Raw genomic sequence first — 17,619 nt, 5'->3', positions numbered from 1 at the left:
GTTTCTCCCCGTGACTCACGCGGAGCGCGCCCGGGGACCACGCTCCCCCGCCCTCCGTTGTCGGACCCGGCCCCTACTATGCCTGGTACGGAGCGGGTCTCGTGGAGCGGGTAGGGTACCTGGGCCCTCAAGGGCCTTGTTCAGTGGCCTGGTTCCAGCGAGTTGTGAGCAAATCGGGGGGATGCAGTGATGGCTTCCGGAACGCGGACGCGAGCGCGCGGCCGGTCGGCGGCACGAGGCCGTGCGGCCGGGTCCGGGTCCGCGCCGCGCGCCGCGTCCGCCCGGCGCGGCACGGACCGCCAGCAGGTCACGCCCGGGCTCAGGCAACGGCCGGGCCAGGCCGGGTCGTTCCGTTTGCAACGGCTTGTGCTGGTGGAGCTGGCGGCGGCCGTGCTGCTCGTCGGCTGGGCCGTCGGCATGGCGGCCCTGGTGCCCGCGGCGGTGGTGGCGCTGGTGCTGCTCCTGCTGGCCTTCGTACGGCGGCGGGGCCGGTCCCTGCCGGAGTGGCTCGCCACCGCGCGGGAGCTGCGGGCGCGGCAGAAGCGGGCCGCGAACACCCCGATACCGCCGGGCACCGAGCCCGGACTGGTCCCGGCGGTGGAGTGCGAGCCGGCCCTGCGCACGTACTCGTACGGCCCGCGTGACCGGCGGCCGGTCGGCATCGTCGGGGACGGCACGTTCGTCACGGCCGTGCTCCAGGTGGAGGCCGACGCGACCGCGCTGCGCGCCGAACGGAGCCGCCAGCCGCTGCCGCTGGGCCTGGTGCGGGGCGCGCTGGAGGTGGACGGCATCCGCCTGGAGTCCGCGCAGATCGTGCTGCACACGCAGCCGGCGCCCGCGCTGCACCTGCCCCAGCAGTCGGTGGCCGTCGCCAACTACATCCCGTTGCAGGAGCAGACCGGCGCCCCGGCCGTACGCATCACCTGGATCGCGCTGAAGCTGGATCCCGAGCTGTGCGCGGAGGCCGTGGCCGCGCGCGGCGGCGGGCTGGAGGGCGCGCAGAAGTGCGTCGTACGGGCCGCGGACCACCTGGCGAGTCGGCTCACCGGCGCCGGGTTCCGCGCCCGGGTGCTGGACGAGGAGGAGCTGGTCGCCGCCCTCGCCACCTCGGCCTGCGCCAATCCGCTGGTCACCGCGGAGGCGGGGCGCAGCGAGACCCGGGAGCGGCGCACGGAGGAGTCGGGGCGCAGCTGGCGCTGTGACAACCGGCGGCACACCACGTACTGGGTGCGGCGCTGGCCCCCGCTGGGCGGCGGCCGGGCCGAGTCCCTGCCCCAGTTCGTCGCCCGGGTCACGGCGATACCGGCCCTGGCGACCACCTTCAGTCTGACGCTCGCGCCCGGGGAGCGGCAGGAGGTGTCGCTGTGCGGGCACCTGCGGGTGACCGGGCGCAGTGACGACGAACTCGTGGCGGCGCGGCGCGCGCTGGAGGCCGCCGCCCGGCAGTCCGGTGCGGGGCTGGCCCGGCTCGACCGCGAGCAGCTGCCCGGCATGCTGGCCACTCTGCCCCTCGGAGGTGCGCGGTGACGACGATTCCGACGACCGCCCCGGTGGCGGGCCAGGCGGCGCCCGGAACCCAGGAGCCGTCCGGGCTGCGGCGGACGGTGGACCGGCTGCGGCACGGGCTGGGCCTGATCGGGCCCCGGCACGGCCGGCACGGGCTGCCCGTACAGCAACTGGACGCGCTCGCCCTGCCCATCGGGGACGACGGGGTGGTGGCCGGTGTCGACGCCGAGGGACAGCCGGCCGTGCTGGGCATCAACCGGCCCACGCCCTACGACGTCGTCCTGATCGGCGGCCTGTGGACCGCGCAGGTACTGGCGCTGCGCTCGGCCGCCACCGGCGCCCGGGTCGCCGTGGAGACCGGCCGGCCGCAGGCCTGGATGCAGATGGTGCACGCGATGGGCGGCGGGCAGAACGGCCTGTCCGTGTACGACGTCGGGCGGGTGCCGCCGCAGGGTGCCTCCGCCGGTACGCCGGTGCTGGTGGTGCGGGACTGCGGTATGCGGCCCCCGCGCGGCCGGGTGGTCTCCGGCCCCTGGCAGTCGGTGCTGACACTGCTGCCGTATCTCAGCCCGGTCGCGCCCCGGCTGCTGCGGCAGGCTCGGCTCGCCGGCATCCAGCGGGTCTCGCCGGACGAGGCGGCCGAACTCGGGCGCACGATGGGGCTGTCGCGCACCGAGGTGGAGTCCCTGCCCGCGCTGCCCGACGGGGTCACCCTGTGGTGCACCGACCGTGACCGGCAGTACGTGCTGACGCAACCCACGGACGCCGAGATCGGATTGTTGGGCACACCGCGCAGGATGGACTGAACTGCCCTTGCCCGTCCCTTTTGTTCGGGTGGCCTGGTGGACCGGTGGGACGGTTGAGGCGTCTTCGGGCGGGCACCGGCCCGCCGGGCGGGCGCGGAGAGGCGGGCGGGCCTGCCGAGGTGCGGCGTCCGGTGATTAGGCTGGGAGCGGGCGCGATGGCAGGACCCGTGGGCCGGGCGTCGGTGTCCCGGGGGGAGGTCCGGTGAGTCGGACCGCCCCGAACGACTACGGACGACTCGGTACGACACGACATGGTCGCCCCGGCACGGCATGAGGGTGCTCGACCACACCAGGAGGAATTGTGAGCAGCGATCGGGACGGGATGCGCGGGGGCTGGGACACACCCGGCGATGACCAGCCCGACGCGGAGGCCGTCGAGACCACCGGCGAGTTCACCATCGACTACGCTCCCCCCGCCTGGTACACGCAGAACGCCTCCGGTACGTCGGGGGGCGCGAGCGGGTTCACCGGTTCCGCGGATCCGGGCGCTCCGGCCGGCTCCGCGGTGCCGTCGTTCCCGACGAGCCCGCCGGCTCCTGCCCCTGCCCCGGCTCCTGCCCCTGGTGCCACGCCGCCGGCCGCCCAGCCGGCGGGCACGCCCGCGCAGGGCACTCCGTTCGCTCCGCCGTCGGGCGCTCCGTTCGGTCCGCCGCAGGGGACCGCGTATCCGCCGCCCGCTCCCGCGCAGGGGCCTTCGGGCACGCCTCCGCAGGGGGCGCCTTACGCCCCTGAGGGTGCGTCGTACGCCCCGCCCGCGCAGCCCGCGCCGCCGGCCGGCAGCCCGGTTCCGATGCCGCGGCTGCCCGAGGGCTTCGAGCCGCAGCAGCCGCAGTCGGCCGGGCAGGAGGCGTCGGCCGCCCCCTCCTCGGTCGAGCCGGAGACGGACAACGGGGACCTGGAGAGCGGGGCGACCATGCGGTTCTCCGCGGCCGCCCTCAAGCGCGAGATGGCCGAGTTCGCCGAGCGCGTGGCGGCCGAGGTCAAGCCGGCCGACGGCGCCGGCGGTTCGGCCGAGGGGGCGGGTGCCGGGGATTCCGGGGACCGGAAGGACGGCGAGGGCGTGGCGGCAGGGACCGCCGGCTCGGAGACCGTAGCGTCGGACTCCGACGCCTCCGACGCCGGTGGGACGTCGGGCGCTGGTGCGTCGGCGGACGCTGGTGTCTCGGGTGATTCCCCGTCCGAGGAAGGCGAGACCGGTCAGGGGGACTCGGAGTCCGCCGCCGACGGTTCCGTGACGGAGGAGGACACGGACGGAAAGCCCGCCGAGGCGGCCGCCCAGGAGGGGGGCGCCGGAGAGGGCGCCGCCGACTCCGAGCGGACCGAAGCCTCGGCGCCCTCGGACGCCGTACCGGCGGACGGTACGGCCCAGGGCACCACCGAGCAGCAGAGCACTCCCGAGGACGGCACGCCGAAGGACAGCACCCCGGGCGACGGCACCGCTAGTGACGGCGCCTCGGCCGCCGATGCCTCGAGTGACGCCTCCCAGCAGCTCACGGACGCCCAGTCGCCCGCCGCTCCCCAGCCCGGCGGCTACGGCTTCCCCCAGCCCCCGGTGACCCCGCAGCCCAGCGGCTACGGCTTCCCGCCGTCCCCCGCGCCCCAGCAGCCCGGTGTGCCCCAGCCCGGGGGTTACGGCTTCCCGCCGCCCCCGGCTAACCCGCAGCCCGGCGCCCCCCAGCCCGCCCCCGGTGCCCCGTACGCCGCCGCGCCGCCCGCTCCCCCGGCTCCGCAGGGGGCCCAGCCCGGCTGGACGCCGCCGCCCGCGCCGCAGAACGGGGTGCCCCCGCTGCCGCCCGCGTACCAGCCCGCCGCTCCCGCGCCCGCCGCCCAGTGGCCGCAGCAGCCCGGTCCGATGCCGGGTCAGCAGCCGCAGCCGGCGGACAGGGCAGGGCCCGGCCGGTGCGCCCGGTGCGCAGCCGCCGTTCCAGCCGCAGGCCCCGCAGCCCGCGCCCGCCGCGTGGCAGCAGCCGAACAACCCCGACCAGCCCCACACCCCCGGTCAGCCCGGCAACCAAGGTCAGCCCGGCCACCCCGGCCAGCCGAACCAGCCCGCCGCGCCGGCCGCCGGTCCCCAGCCGGTCCCCAACGGTCCCACTCCGCCCGGCGGCTACGGCTTCCCGCAGCCCGGGGCGCCCAACTCCCCGGCCCAGCCTGGCGGTTACGGCTTCCCCCAGCCCCCGGCACCCCAGCCGGCCCCCGGCGGCCCGACCCCGCCGAACCCCAACGGCCCCACCCCGCCCAACGGCTACGGCTTCCCGCAGCCCGGTATGCCCAACCCGCCGGCCCAGCCCGGCGGTTACGGCTTCCCCCAGCCTCCGCAGGGCCCGGAGTCCGGGGCGCCGCAGGCTCCGGTCGATCCGCGGTCCGGCGCGGCGTGGCCGCAGCCCGTGCAGCACGACCAGCGGCAGCCGACCAACCCCGGTGCCGCGCCGCTCGGTTACACCGCCGCCGTGGAGCTGTCCTCGGACCGGCTGCTCAACAACAAGAGGCAGAAGGCGAAGAGCGGCCGGCCCGCCGCGGGCGGCGGCCGGTTCAAGCTGGGCGGGAAGAAGGAGGAGGCCGAGCGGCAGCGGAAGCTGGAGCTGATCCGCACGCCGGTGCTGTCCTGCTACCGGATCGCGGTGATCAGCCTCAAGGGCGGTGTGGGCAAGACGACCACGACGACCGCGCTCGGCTCCACCCTGGCCACCGAGCGGCAGGACAAGATCCTGGCCATCGACGCCAACCCGGACGCGGGCACGCTCGGGCGCCGGGTGCGCCGGGAGACCGGGGCCACCATCCGTGACCTCGTCCAGGCCATCCCGTACCTGAACTCGTACATGGACATCCGGCGGTTCACCTCCCAGGCGCCCTCCGGCCTGGAGATCATCGCCAACGACGTGGACCCGGCCGTCTCGACCACGTTCAACGACGAGGACTACCGGCGGGCGATCGACGTCCTCGGCCGGCAGTACCCGGTCATCCTGACCGACTCGGGCACCGGTCTGCTGTACAGCGCCATGCGCGGGGTGCTGGACCTCGCCGACCAGCTGATCATCATCTCCACGCCCTCGGTGGACGGCGCGAGCAGTGCCAGTACGACGCTGGACTGGCTGTCCGCGCACGGGTACTCCGACCTGGTCTCCCGGTCCCTGACCGTGATCTCCGGGGTCCGCGAGACCGGCAAGATGATCAAGGTCGAGGACATCGTGGCGCACTTCGAGACCCGTACGCGCGGGGTCATCGTCGTGCCCTTCGACGAGCACCTGGCCGCCGGCGCCGAGGTCGACCTGGACATGATGCGGCCGAAGACCCGCGAGGCGTACTTCAACCTGGCCGCGATGGTCGCCGAGGACTTCACCCGGCACCAGCAGGCACAGGGACTGTGGACGAGCGACGGCAACCCGCCGCCGGTGGCCGCCCCGCCGATGCCGGGCCAGGCCGTGCCGGGCCAGCAGCTGTACGGCACGGGCCAGCCGCCTCAGGCACCGGACCAGCCGTACCCGCAAGCACCGGGCCAGCCCTACCCGCAGGCACCCGGTCAGCCGTACCCGCAGGCGCCCGGTCAGCCGTACGCCCCGGCGCAGCAGCCCTACCCGCCGCAGCAGGGCCAGCAGCCGCCGTACCCGGGCCAGCCCCAGCCGGGCGGCTACCCGCAGCCCGGACAGCCGCAGCCGCAGCCGCAGGCCCAGCCTCAGCCGTACCCGGGCCAGGCCCCGGGCCAGGGCCAGCAGCCGCCGCAGGCTCCGCCCCAGCAGTAGCGGGCAGGGGCAAGTGAAAGGGCGGCCGGTGCGCATCGCACCGGCCGCCCTTTCGCGCCGTAGAACCGTCGCCGGAACCGTCGGCGAGCCGGCGGACTACCGCTCCGCCGCCACGATCTCCCGGCAGCGCTGCACGTCCACGGCCATCTGCTCCAGCAGGGCCTCCAGCGACTCGAACTTCGCCTGGCCGCGCACATAGGCGAGGAAGTCGACGGCGACGTGCAGCCCGTACAGATCGAGGCCGACGCGGTCGATGGCGTACGCCTCCACCGTGCGCTCGGTGCCGTCGAACTGCGGGTTGGTGCCCACGGAGACGGCGGCCGGCATGGCCTCGCCCTGGGCGTGCAGGAAGCCCGCGTACACGCCGTCGGCGGGGATGGCGGTGTGCGGGAGCGTCTCGACGTTGGCCGTCGGGAAGCCCAGTTCGCGGCCGCGCTGGGCGCCGCGGACGACGACGCCCTCCACGCGGTGCGGGCGGCCCAGGATCTCGCGGGCGCCCGCCACATCGCCCTCGGCGACCAGGCGGCGGGTCAGCGTGGAGGAGAACGGCTCGCCGCCGCCCGCCTCGCCGGTGACGTAGAGGTCGACGACGTCCACCTCGAAGTCGTAGGTCTTGCCCTGCTCGGTGAGGAACTCGACGTTGCCGGCGGCCTTGTGGCCGAAGCGGAAGTTGGGGCCCTCCACGACCGCCTTGGCGTGCAGCTTGTCCACCAGCACCTTCACCACGAAGTCGGCGGGCGACAGCTTGGAGAACTCGGTGGTGAACGGCAGGACGAGGACCGCGTCGACGCCCAGCTCGGCCATCAGCTCGGCGCGGCGGTGGTGCGGGGCGAGCAGCGGGGGGTGGCTGCCGGGGCGGACCACCTCGCTGGGGTGCGGGTCGAAGGTGACGACGACGGCGGGCACGCCCAGTTCGCGGGCGCGGTCGACGGCGTGCTTGATGATCAGCTGGTGGCCGCGGTGGACGCCGTCGTAGGAACCGATGGTGACGACGCTGCGCCCCCAGTCCTGGGGGATGTCCTCCAAGCCACGCCAGCGCTGCACTGTGACCGCTCCTCGAACCCTTGTCCGTGTCTGTCCTGACCTCGTTGTGCAGGTCTAAGGGTGCCATGCCGGGTGCTCCGCGCCAGCATCGGCATGGGGGCTGTGACGGGGCGCACGTCGCGGCGGCGCCCGGGCGGTGCGCGTATGCCCCGTATCCGCCCAGGCCGGTACGGGTTCGCTCCTCACGCCGGTACGCGCACGCCCGCCAGGTTCTCGATCATGCGGCGGGTGCCGGGGCCGGTCAGCGCGGCCCAGTCGTCCGGGGCGTCGGTCAGCCAGCGGGCCAGGCGGGTGGCGAAGCCGGGCACGTGCCGGACGAGGTCGGACAGGCCCCGGTCGCAGCGGGCGGCACCCTCGGGCGTGCGGACGAGGAGCAGGCCGATGCGGTGGACCAGGTCCCGGGCCTCCTCCCCCGGCCCCGCCCCGGCGTCGTCCCGGGCCACCGCCGCGCGCAGGACGGCGTCCAGGACGGCCGGGTCCCGCTCCCGCTCGAGCAGGAACTCCAGCAGCTCGCGGCGGAGCGGACGGGAGGCGGGCGTGCCGGCGCCGGCCAGGACGGTGGCGACGCAGGCCCGGAGGGGTTCCGGGCCGCCGTCGAGCAGGGCGGTGACCAGCGGCAGCAGGACGGGGCGCGCGGCGGCGCCGAGGCCGAGCCGGGGGTCGACGGGGCGGGCGAGGCGCCCGGCGGTCTCCGGGCGCAGCCGCACCGCCTCCTGGAGCAGCGCGGCGACCGGCCGGGCGAGGGCCGGGGAGGTGATCTCGGTGAGGGTGCGCAGGTCGGCGTCCTCGGGGGCGCGCAGCCGGGCGCGGAAGGCGTCCAGGACCGGTTCGGGGTGGGTGGTCAGGGCCGGGAGGAGGGCGCCGGGCGGGATGCGCGGGTCGCCGTCGGCGAAGTGGCGCAGGGCCGCGGGCAGATGGCGGTCGCGGGTGTCCGGGTCGTGGACCAGGACGGCGCGGGCGGCGCCGTGCAGGGCGTGGTCGGCGGGGCGGGCGAGCACGGCGAGGGCGGCGCGGCCGAGCAGCGCGCGGTCCGCCGCCGTACGGACGTGGGGGGCGGGGCGCAGTCCGTGGGTGACGGCCGCGGCCCGGCGGGCGGGGCGCTCGTCGTGCGCCCAGCGGTCCACGGCCCGGCAGACGGCCGACGGCTCGTCCTCGGCGAGGGCGCCGAGCAGTTCCTCCGCGCGGGGGTGGGGGCAGTCCACCAGGACCTCGGTGAGGTCGTCCGGGGCGCGGTGCCGGTGGGTGTGCAGCAGCGCCTGCGCGGCCGTGGCCACGGTGGCGTGCGGGGTCGCGGGCAGCGGGCGCTCGTCGGTGAACCAGCGGGTCAGCAGGGGTTGTACGGCCTCCGGTGCGGCGGCGAGGAGTCCGGCGACGGCGTCCAGGTAGCGGGGGGCCGACGCGGACGGTGCGGGGTCGGCCGGCAGGAGACGGCGCAGCAGGTCCAGGCGCTCGGTGCCGGGGAGGGGCAGCGCGGTCCAGAAGGCGGGGCCGAACTCGGCCGGTGCCGGCCGCCGGTCCTGGCGCCAGGCGGCGACCCGGTCGGCGAGCAGCCGCAGCACGTCGGTGTACGGCGTCGCGTCCGGGACCTGGAGCAGGGTACGGGCGAGCAGCCGGGCGGCCCACCAGGAGCCGGTGTCGTACTCCAAGGCGTCCGCCAACTCCCGTAACCGCGCGCCCAATTGGCGGCTGCCGTGCTGGCGGGCGAGGAGCAGCAGAGCCTGGACGACGGGGCCGGTACGGTGGTGCGGCACCGGGACCGGGCGAGCCCCCTCGGGCCGCTCGCCGGGTGAGTGCACCAGGGCGCGCAGGGCCTCGTCGAGGTCCAGGTGCATGCCGTGCAGCCAGTCGGCCAGGTCCTCGTGGGCGAAGCGGTAGCCGCCGCCGGCCGGCACGAGGAGGCCCTCGGCGAGGACGGCGGAGGCCCAGCCGGTGCCCGCGCCGAGGCGGGCCGGGGCGGGTCCCCAGGGGAACACGGCCTCGAACGACTCCCGGTCCAGTTCGCCCTGCCCCGGGCCGAGGCTGCGCCGGGCCGCCTCGTGCACCTGCCCGGCCACCCGCGCGGCGAGCCGTCGTACGGCCGTACCGCGCAGCCCGCCGGCGACGGCGAGCCGGACCGCGACGCGCAGGCACACCAGGTCGAGGTAGGCGGCGAAGACGTCGTAGCGGTCCAGGGGCCCGGCGAGCGGGGCGGCCGGGGCGGCGGCCCGGACCTCGGACAGCAGCCGGAGGGTGAGCGGATGCCGGGCGTCCCGCTCGGCGAGGACGCCGTCCGCGAGGAGGTACCGGGCGCGGGCCCGGCGCGCCTCGTCGGCGGTGAAGTCGCCGATGGGGAGGCAGGGGGGCAAGGGGGCGGCGGGAGCGGGGCCTTCCTCGAGCGTGGGCGTGTGGAGCAGGTCTTCGGGGAACGCCCGCCCCGCGCGTTCCCAGTGTTCCTCGCGGCAGGCGACCAGCAGGCGGGCCCCGGTGTCGTGGAGCCAGTCGGCCGTGCCGCGGGTCCACTCGGGCAGGCGGTGGGCGAGGGCCGGGGGCATCTCCTCGGGGCCGTCGAGGAGGAGCAGCAGCGGGCGGCCGGCCCGGGCGGCGAGCCGGGCCAGGTGCTCCGGGGTGACGTCGCCCAGGTCCTCGGGGCGGACGGCGCGGGACGCGGCGACGATCCGGGTGGCGCGGGCCAGGGCGCGGCGCGCGGCGTCGGCCACCGAGCCGTCGGTGGCCGCCAGGTCGGCGCCGCGCAGCCACAGGGTGGGCGCGGGCCGCTCACCCCGGGCACGGCGGGCGGCGAGGGCCGCGAGCTGCGTCGTACTGCCGCTGCCCGGGGCGCCGACCAGGCCGAGTACGGGCCGGTCGCCGGCGGTGAAGGCGGTCAGCTCCCGCGCGATGCCGGGACGCTCCACCGGGTCGGCGGCGCCCGGGGGGCCGTCCTGGCCCACGGAGGTCGTGGTCAGCTGGAGGATGCCGGCGAGGTTGAGGTCGGCGCCGTAGGCGGGCACGGTGGCCGCGTTGCGGGCGAGGAGCGCGGCCAGGGCGTCGGCGGCGGGCCGCAGCGGGACGGCGAAGCCCGCCTCGCGTCCGCCGGCGCTCAGGGTGGTGCCGAGGACGCCGACGACCGCGCCGGTGCGGGCGTCGCACACCGGTCCCCCGGCCGCGCCGCCACCGGGCCTGAGCGCGTCCCGGCCGGCCGTGCCGATGGCCAGCTCCAGTACGTCCTCGAGAAGGTGAGGGCCGTCCCCGGCGGTGTACGTGGCCCGGGTGGCGGCCAGCACCCGCGCCTGGCGCCAGCAGCCGGCGGCGACCTGTACGTAGGTGCCCGCGTCGATCCGGTCCCGTACGGTCAGCGGCAGCGGGTCCGCGCCGAGGCCCTCGGTGCGGATCAGGGCGAGGCCCAGGCGGGGCAGCGGGGTGACCGCGTCGGCGGTGACCGTGCGGGTGCGCTCCCCAGGGGCGTGCAGCAGCAGCCGGGGGCGGCCGTCGACGGTCTCGTGGCTGGTGAGGAGGGTGCCCTCGTGGTCGGCGAGGAAGCCGAGGCCGAGGGGGCGGCCGGCCGGGTCGTGGATGCGTACGAGGGCGGGGTCGGTGCCGGTGGGCCGGACGACGTCGGGCAAGCCGCCCGTCCGGGCCGGTGCGCCGGGTTCCGGCCGCCCGTGTCCCTCCCGCTCCCGGCGCCCGCCTTCGGTGCGCGGGCCCCGTTCCGCCATGGCCGTACCTCCCCGCCCGTCCCTGTGCCCTGACCCGACGGTAGGCACGCGCGGCACGGCGGGGCTGTTCTCGCCTGAACGCGCCCCCTTCCGCTCCCCCGGTTCGCTCCGAGCGCCCGGCCGGTCGGGTGAATACGCGGGGGCTGTTGGAGAACCTTAGGGAGGGGGAAGAGGGGGGACCGTGGAGCGGCGGCAGGGCCCGGCCCGGGCGGGCCGCCGCTCCACGGCAGACGGCCGCGGAAGACGGCCACGGCACGCTGCCAGGGCAGGGCCGCTACGGCGTCCCGCCCCCCCTCAGCCGAAGACGGCCAGGCTCTTGGCCTTGCCCCGCTGCTCTTCGACGAGCGCGAGGAAACGGCCCTCGTGGTCGAACACGGCCACCGGACCGGCGCCCGCGTACTCCTCGGGGATCTCCAGCCGGACGCCGTTGAGCAGCAGCCGGGCCCGCTTGGCGTCGACCTGCCAGCGCGGGAACGCGGCGGTGGCGGCCTCGGCGATCGGCATCACGGTCAGCTCCTGCTGGAGCTGGTCCAGCGTCTTGGCCGCGTCCAGCTTGTAGGGGCCGACCCGGGTGCGGCGCAGCGCGGTGAGGTGGCCGCCGACGCCGAGACCGGCGCCCAGGTCGCGGGCGAGGGCACGGATGTAGGTGCCGGAGGAGCAGACCACCGACACGACCAGGTCGAGCACCGGGGTGCCGTCCTCGGCGACCGCGTCCCGGACGTCGTAGACCGCGAAGGAGGAGATGGTCACCGGCCGGGCGGGGATCTCGAACTCCTCGCCCTCGCGGGCCCGCTTGTAGGACCGTACGCCGTTGATCTTGATGGCGCTGACCTTGGACGGCACCTGCATGATGTCGCCGGTGAGCTTGGCGATGCCGGCGTCGATGGCGTCCCGGGTCACCTTGGAGGCGTCGGTGGACGAGGTGATCTCGCCCTCGGCGTCGTCGGTGAGGGTGGTCTGGCCCAGGCGGATGGTGCCCAGGTACTCCTTCTCGGTGAGCGCGAGGTGCCCGAGGAGCTTGGTGGCGCGCTCGACCCCGAGGACCAGGACGCCGGTCGCCATGGGGTCGAGGGTGCCGGCGTGGCCGACGCGTCGGGTCCTGGCGATCCCGCGCATCTTGGCGACCACGTCGTGCGAAGTGAAGCCCGACGGCTTGTCGACGATGACGAGGCCGTCGGGCGTGGTGTGCTTCTGGGTCATTCGGTGGCGTCGCCGTCCGTGTCGGTCTCGTCGTCCGCCGGCTTGCGGTAGGGGTCGGCACCGGCGGCGTACGTCGCGCCGGTGGCCGTCTCGCGCACCTTCTGGTCGGACTGCCGGGCCTTGTCGAGGAGGTCCTCGATGGTCCGGGCGGTGTCCGGCAGGGCGTCCGCCACGAAGGTCAGGGTGGGGGTGAACTTCACCTGGGCCGCCCGGCCCACCTCGGAGCGCAGGATGCCCTTGGCGCTCTCCAGGCCCGCCGCGGCGGCCTTCCGCTCCTCGTCGTCGCCGTAGACCGTGTAGAAGACGGTCGCCTCCCGCAGGTCACCCGTGACCCGGGTGTCCGTGATGGTGACGTGCGAGCCGAGCCGCGGGTCCTTGATCCCGCGCTGCAGCTTCTGGGCCACCACCTCCCGGATGAGGTCCGCCAGCCTTTTCGCCCGCGCGTTGTCGGCCACTGGTCCGTCTCCCGTTCTTTCTTCTTGCTTGCGTTCTGTGGTCTGGTCGTCGTCAGTCGTCTTCGCCGTGGAAGCGGCGTCGGACCGACAGCAGCTCCACCTCGGGGCGGGCGGCGACCAGCCGTTCGCACCGGTCCAGTACGTCGGTGAGGTGCGCCGCGTCGCCGGAGACCAGGGCGAGGCCGATGACCGCCCGCCGATGGAGGTTCATGTGGTCCACCTCGGCCGCGCTCACGGCGTACTTCCGCTGGAGCTCGGCGACGATCGGGCGGACGACGGAGCGCTTCTCCTTCAGCGAGTGGACGTCGCCGAGGAGGAGGTCGAAGGACAGAGTCCCCACGTACATGTTCGTTCCGGGTTTACCCGCCGGTACGGGATCGATGGCCTGGAGCCACGTTACCCCGTGCCCGGCGACGGCTCGACCGGGTTTTCCGGCGCCCGGAGCCGCCGTGCCGCCCGGAAAACGGCGCGCTGGCCGGCGGGACCGAGATCCCGCCGGCCAGCTTCGGATGCCGTGGGCCGTTACGCCCGCGGCTTCTCGCGCATCTCGTACGTCGCGATGACGTCGTCGACCTTGATGTCGTTGAAGTTTCCGAGGTTGATACCACCCTCGTAGCCTTCGCGGATCTCGGTGACGTCGTCCTTGAAGCGACGCAGGCCCTCGATGTTGAGGTTCTCCGCGACGACCTTGCCGTCGCGGATGAGGCGGGCCTTGGTGTTGCGGCGCACCTCGCCCGACCGGATGAGCACACCGGCGATGTTGCCCAGCTTGGACGACTTGAAGACCTCGCGGATCTCCGCCGTACCGAGCTCGACCTCTTCGTACTCCGGCTTGAGCATGCCCTTGAGGGCCGCCTCGATCTCCTCGATCGCCTGGTAGATGACCGAGTAGTACCGGACGTCCACGCCCTCGCGCTCGGCCATCTGCGCGGCACGGCCGGCCGCACGGACGTTGAAGCCGATGACGATGGCGTCGGAGCCCATCGCCAGGTCGATGTCGGACTCCGTGACCGCACCGACGCCGCGGTGCAGGACGCGGATGTCGACCTCTTCGCCGACGTCCAGCTGGAGCAGGGAGGACTCCAGGGCCTCGACGGAACCAGAGGCGTCACCCTTGATGATCAGGTTCAGCTGCTGGACCTCGCCGGCCTTGAGCACCTTGTCCAGGTCCTCCAGCGACACACGGCGCGTGCGCTTGGCGAAGGCCGCGTTGCGCTCGCGGGCGGCGCGCTTCTCGGCGATCTGACGGGCCGTACGGTCCTCGTCGACCACCAGGAAGTTGTCGCCCGCACCCGGGACGTTGGTCAGGCCGAGGACCTGGACCGGCGTCGACGGGCCGGCTTCGGCGACGTTGTTGCCGTTGTCGTCGAGCATGGCGCGGACTCGGCCGTAGGCGTCGCCGACCACCATCGTGTCGCCGACCCGCAGCGTGCCTCGCTGGACGAGGACCGTCGCCACGGCACCGCGGCCGCGGTCGAGACGGGACTCGATCGAGATGCCCTGCGCGTCCTGGTTCGGGTTGGCCCGCAGGTCGAGCGAGGCGTCGGCCGTGAGGATCACGGCCTCCAGCAGCGAGTCGATGTGCAGACCCTGCTTGGCGGAGATGTCGACGAACATGGTGTCGCCGCCGTACTCCTCGGCCACGAGGCCGTACTCGGTCAGCTGACCGCGCACCTTGGTCGGGTCGGCACCCTCGACGTCGATCTTGTTGACCGCGACCACGATCGGCACGTCGGCCGCCTTGGCGTGGTTGAGCGCCTCGACCGTCTGCGGCATGACGCCGTCGTTGGCCGCGACGACCAGGATCGCGATGTCGGTCGACTTCGCACCACGGGCACGCATGGCGGTGAACGCCTCGTGACCCGGGGTGTCGATGAAGGTGATCTTGCGCTCTTCGCCGTTGACCTCGGTCGCGACCTGGTAGGCACCGATGTGCTGGGTGATGCCGCCGGCCTCGCCCGCGATGACGTTCGTCTTGCGGATCGCGTCGAGCAGTCGGGTCTTACCGTGGTCGACGTGACCCATGACGGTCACCACCGGCGGACGGACGACCAGGTCCTCCTCGGAGCCCTCGTCCTCGCCGAACTCGATGTCGAAGGACTCGAGCAGCTCGCGGTCCTCCTCCTCCGGGCTGACGATCTGAACCGAGTAGTTCATCTCGTCGGCGAGGAGCTGGAGGGTCTCGTCGGAGACGGACTGGGTCGCGGTGACCATCTCGCCGAGGTTCATCATGACCGCGACGAGGGACGCCGGGTTGGCGTTGATCTTCTCCGCGAAGTCGGTGAGCGACGCGCCGCGGGAGAGACGGATGGTCTCGCCGTTGCCGCGCGGCAGCATCACGCCGCCGACGCTCGGGGCCTGCATGGCCTCGTACTCCTGGCGCCGCTGCCGCTTCGACTTGCGGCCACGACGCGCCGGACCGCCGGGACGGCCGAAGGCGCCCTGCGTGCCACCACGGCCACCGGGACCGCCGGGACGACCGCCGAAGCCGGGACGGCCACCGCCGCCACCGCCGGGACCACCCGGACGGCCGGCGAAGCCACCGCCGCCGCCACCGGGCCCGGCCGGACGGCCGGCGAAGCCGCCGCCACCACCGGGACGACCGGCGAAGCCGCCGCCGGGCCGACAGCCGCCGCCACCGGGACGACCACCGGCACCGGGACCGCGACCGCCGCCACCGGGGCCGGGACGCGGGCCGGCAGCGGGACGCTGCGGCATCATGCCCGGGTTCGGGCGCGGACCGGCCGGGCCGGGACGCGGGCCGCCCTGCGGGCGGGGCATGCCGGCCGGGGTCGGCCGGGGACCGCCGGGAGCCTGCGGACGCGGACCGCCGCCCTGGGCGCCGGGCGCCTGGGGACGGGGGGCGCCGCCGGGACCGCCGGGGCCGGGACGCGGGCCGCCCTGCGGGCGCGGGGCCTGCGGGCGGGCCATGCCGGCGTTGCCGCCGGACGTGAAGGGGTTGTTGCCCGGGCGCGGACCGGACGGACGGGCACCCGGACGCGGGGCCTGGCCGCCGGGACGCTGACCGCCCTGGCCCGGACGGGGCGCCTGGCCCTGGCCGGAAGCGGGACGGGCACCGCCGGGCTTCGGGGCGCCGGGACGGGCGCCGCCGGGACGCGGACCCTGGGCGGCCGGGGCCTGCGGGGTCTGCGCGGCCGGAGCGGCCGGCGGAGCGGTGAACTCCGGGGCGGCCGGGGCCGGGCGCGGCGCGGGCTTGGGACCGGGCACCGGGCGCGGACCCGGAGCCGGCGCGGGCGCCGCGGGAGCCGACGGGGCGGCCGGCTGCTGGGCAGCGGGCGCCGTCGGGGGCTTGGGAGCCGCAGCCGGCCGCGGGGCCGGGGCAGCGGGACGTGCCGCCTGCGCCGGAGAGGGCGCGGCGGGCTTGGGGGAGGCCTTGCGCGGGGCGGGCTTCGCGGACTTGCCGCTGCCACCGCCCTGGAAGGCGTCGGTCAGCTTACGTACAACCGGCGCTTCGATGGTCGAAGACGCCGAACGGACGAATTCACCGAGTTCCTGGAGCTTGGCCATGACGACCTTGCTCTCGACACCGAACTCCTTGGCGAGTTCGTATACCCGGACCTTAGCCACTTCGCTCCTTTGAGGTCCGGGTTGAAGCCGGACCGTCGCTAGTTCATGGGCGTACTCATCGCGTACTCATCGAGTGCTCATCGCAATCTCGACCTGCTTTCGACTCGCGAGGTACCAGGCCGTACGGGGTTCCGTACGGCACGTCTTACGGCGTTGCCTGCTCGGCAACTGTTGTCTGCTCGACGTATCGACGCAACGCCTTTGTGTCGAGCGGTCCCGGGACGCGCAGTGCCCGCGGGAACGCCCGGCGGCGTACCGCCTGGTCGAGACAGACCAGGGCGGGGTGCACATAGACACCCCGGCCGGGCAGCGTACCGCGAGGATCGGGGACGCATGCATCCTCGATTCCCACGATCCGCAGGAGATCGTTCTTGGCCGCCCGCTCCCGGCACCCCACACAGGTGCGTTCAGGGCATGCTCGGGTGTGCGTCCGGCCAGACACAGTTAAGTCTACCTCCCCGTACCGACCTCACCCCTTTGGGGCAAGAATCGAACGGCTGTTGTCGTGATCTCAGCGTCGGGCGGCCGGGATCTATTCCCCGGCCCCGGGGCCGCCGTGCGGCTCCAGGGCTGGTCCGGGCGCCCTCGGTGCGTGTCGCGGCTACGCGCCGGCCTGCTCGGTGTCTGGCCGGATATCGATCCTCCAGCCGGTGAGGCGGGCGGCGAGGCGGGCGTTCTGGCCCTCCTTGCCGATCGCCAGCGACAGCTGGTAGTCCGGCACGGTCACCCGTGCGGAGCGGGCGGCCATGTCCACGACCTCCACCTTGCTCACCCGGGCGGGTGACAGGGCGTTCGCGACCATCTCCGCCGGATCGTCCGACCAGTCGACGATGTCGATCTTCTCGCCGTTCAGCTCGCCCATCACGTTGCGCACCCGGCCGCCCATGGGGCCGATGCAGGCACCCTTGGCGTTCAGGCCCGAACGGGTGGACCGTACGGCGATCTTGGTGCGGTGACCGGCCTCACGGGCGATCGCGGCGATCTCCACCGAGCCGTCGGCGATCTCCGGCACCTCCAGGGCGAAGAGCTTCTTCACCAGGTTCGGGTGGGTGCGGGAGAGCGTCACGGACGGGCCGCGCACGCCCTTGGCCACGCGGACCACGTACGACCGCAGGCGCATGCCGTGCGGGTAGGTCTCGCCGGGCACCTGCTCCTGCACCGGCAGGATGGCCTCCAGCTTGCCGATGTCCACGAGCACGTTCTTCGGGTCGCGGCCCTGCTGGACCACGCCGGTGACGATGTCGCCCTCGCGGCCGGCGTACTCGCCGAGCGTCGCGTCGTCCTCGGCGTCGCGCAGCCGCTGCAGGATCACCTGCTTGGCGGTGGTGGCGGCGATACGGCCGAAACCGGACGGGGTGTCGTCGAACTCACGGGGCGCCTGGCCCTCGGCGAGGTCCTCGGGGTCCTCCTTCGCCCACACGGTCACATGCCCGGTCTCCCGGTTGAGCTCCACGCGCGCGTGTCGGCGGCTTCCCTCGGTGCGGTGGTAGGCGATGAGGAGGGCCGACTCGATCGCCTCGACCAGCAGGTCGAAGGAGATCTCCTTCTCCCGGACCAAACCCCGCAGGGCGCTCATGTCGATGTCCAC

Annotated in this window: 10 protein-coding genes and 1 pseudogene; 3 read left to right on the top strand and 8 right to left on the bottom strand. The window is 74.9% G+C overall.

The features are described from left to right. Positions 1–189: 189 nt before the first annotated feature. The 3 genes and pseudogenes from eccE (at position 190) to HB370_RS28830 (ending at position 6,052) form a co-directional block, all read left to right on the top strand. Positions 190–1,527 carry a type VII secretion protein EccE gene (eccE, locus tag HB370_RS28840; protein ID WP_078637564.1) on the top strand — a complete coding sequence of 446 codons (1,338 nt, stop codon included), beginning with the start codon at positions 190–192 and terminating at the stop codon, positions 1,525–1,527. A gap of 65 nt (positions 1,528–1,592) precedes the next feature. Continuing rightward, positions 1,593–2,312: a hypothetical protein gene (locus HB370_RS28835; protein WP_244406057.1), complete on the top strand. Its 720-nt coding sequence runs from the start codon at positions 1,593–1,595 to the stop codon at positions 2,310–2,312. Between the two features lie 322 nt (positions 2,313–2,634). Then, positions 2,635–6,052, top strand: a pseudogene (locus HB370_RS28830) (SCO5717 family growth-regulating ATPase). A 96-nt stretch (positions 6,053–6,148) separates the two neighbouring features. Here the strand turns inward: HB370_RS28830 and HB370_RS28825 are convergent. From HB370_RS28825 to nusA, 8 genes are all read right to left on the bottom strand, one after another. After that, positions 6,149–7,096, bottom strand: a complete 948-nt coding sequence (locus HB370_RS28825; RefSeq protein ID WP_030784849.1) for a bifunctional riboflavin kinase/FAD synthetase — start codon at positions 7,094–7,096, stop codon at positions 6,149–6,151. A gap of 182 nt (positions 7,097–7,278) precedes the next feature. Further along, on the bottom strand, positions 7,279–10,788 hold the full coding sequence (locus HB370_RS28820) for a trypsin-like peptidase domain-containing protein (protein ID WP_167513044.1): 3,510 nt from the start codon (positions 10,786–10,788) through the stop codon (positions 7,279–7,281). 294 nt (positions 10,789–11,082) lie between these two features. Next, positions 11,083–11,988: a tRNA pseudouridine(55) synthase TruB gene (truB, locus tag HB370_RS28815; RefSeq protein WP_030784853.1), complete on the bottom strand. Its 906-nt coding sequence runs from the start codon at positions 11,986–11,988 to the stop codon at positions 11,083–11,085. After that, complete coding sequence (rbfA, locus tag HB370_RS28810) at positions 11,985–12,443, bottom strand: 30S ribosome-binding factor RbfA (RefSeq protein ID WP_030784855.1); 459 nt, start codon at positions 12,441–12,443, stop codon at positions 11,985–11,987. The genes truB and rbfA overlap by 4 nt, the downstream gene beginning before the upstream one ends. Before the next feature lie 52 nt (positions 12,444–12,495). Continuing rightward, the gene (locus HB370_RS28805) at positions 12,496–12,789 is read right to left on the bottom strand and encodes a DUF503 domain-containing protein (RefSeq protein ID WP_030784857.1); all 294 of its coding nucleotides are present in this window, start codon (positions 12,787–12,789) and stop codon (positions 12,496–12,498) included. 176 nt (positions 12,790–12,965) lie between these two features. Next, complete coding sequence (gene infB, locus HB370_RS28800) at positions 12,966–16,031, bottom strand: translation initiation factor IF-2 (RefSeq protein ID WP_167513043.1); 3,066 nt, start codon at positions 16,029–16,031, stop codon at positions 12,966–12,968. A gap of 145 nt (positions 16,032–16,176) precedes the next feature. Then, on the bottom strand, positions 16,177–16,473 hold the full coding sequence (locus tag HB370_RS28795) for a YlxR family protein (protein ID WP_078637567.1): 297 nt from the start codon (positions 16,471–16,473) through the stop codon (positions 16,177–16,179). 159 nt (positions 16,474–16,632) lie between these two features. Next, complete coding sequence (gene nusA / locus HB370_RS28790) at positions 16,633–17,619, bottom strand: transcription termination factor NusA (protein ID WP_030784860.1); 987 nt, start codon at positions 17,617–17,619, stop codon at positions 16,633–16,635.

Origin of the sequence: Streptomyces sp. DSM 40868 (genome assembly GCF_011820545.1) — a bacterium.
In the GTDB taxonomy this organism is placed as follows: Bacteria; Actinomycetota; Actinomycetes; order Streptomycetales; family Streptomycetaceae; genus Streptomyces; species Streptomyces eurythermus.
Note: the sequence above shows the minus strand (reverse complement) of the source record. Positions and strands in the feature narration are given on the sequence as shown.

What these genes read in the sequence shown, in the direction of transcription:
- eccE (WP_078637564.1), top strand. Translation starts at nt 190, where the DNA reads ATGGCTTCCGGAACGCGGACGCGAGCGCGCGGCCGGTCGGCGGCACGA.
- HB370_RS28820 (WP_167513044.1), bottom strand. Translation starts at nt 10,788, where the DNA reads ATGGCGGAACGGGGCCCGCGCACCGAAGGCGGGCGCCGGGAGCGGGAG.
- truB (WP_030784853.1), bottom strand. Translation starts at nt 11,988, where the DNA reads ATGACCCAGAAGCACACCACGCCCGACGGCCTCGTCATCGTCGACAAG.
- HB370_RS28805 (WP_030784857.1), bottom strand. Translation starts at nt 12,789, where the DNA reads ATGTACGTGGGGACTCTGTCCTTCGACCTCCTCCTCGGCGACGTCCAC.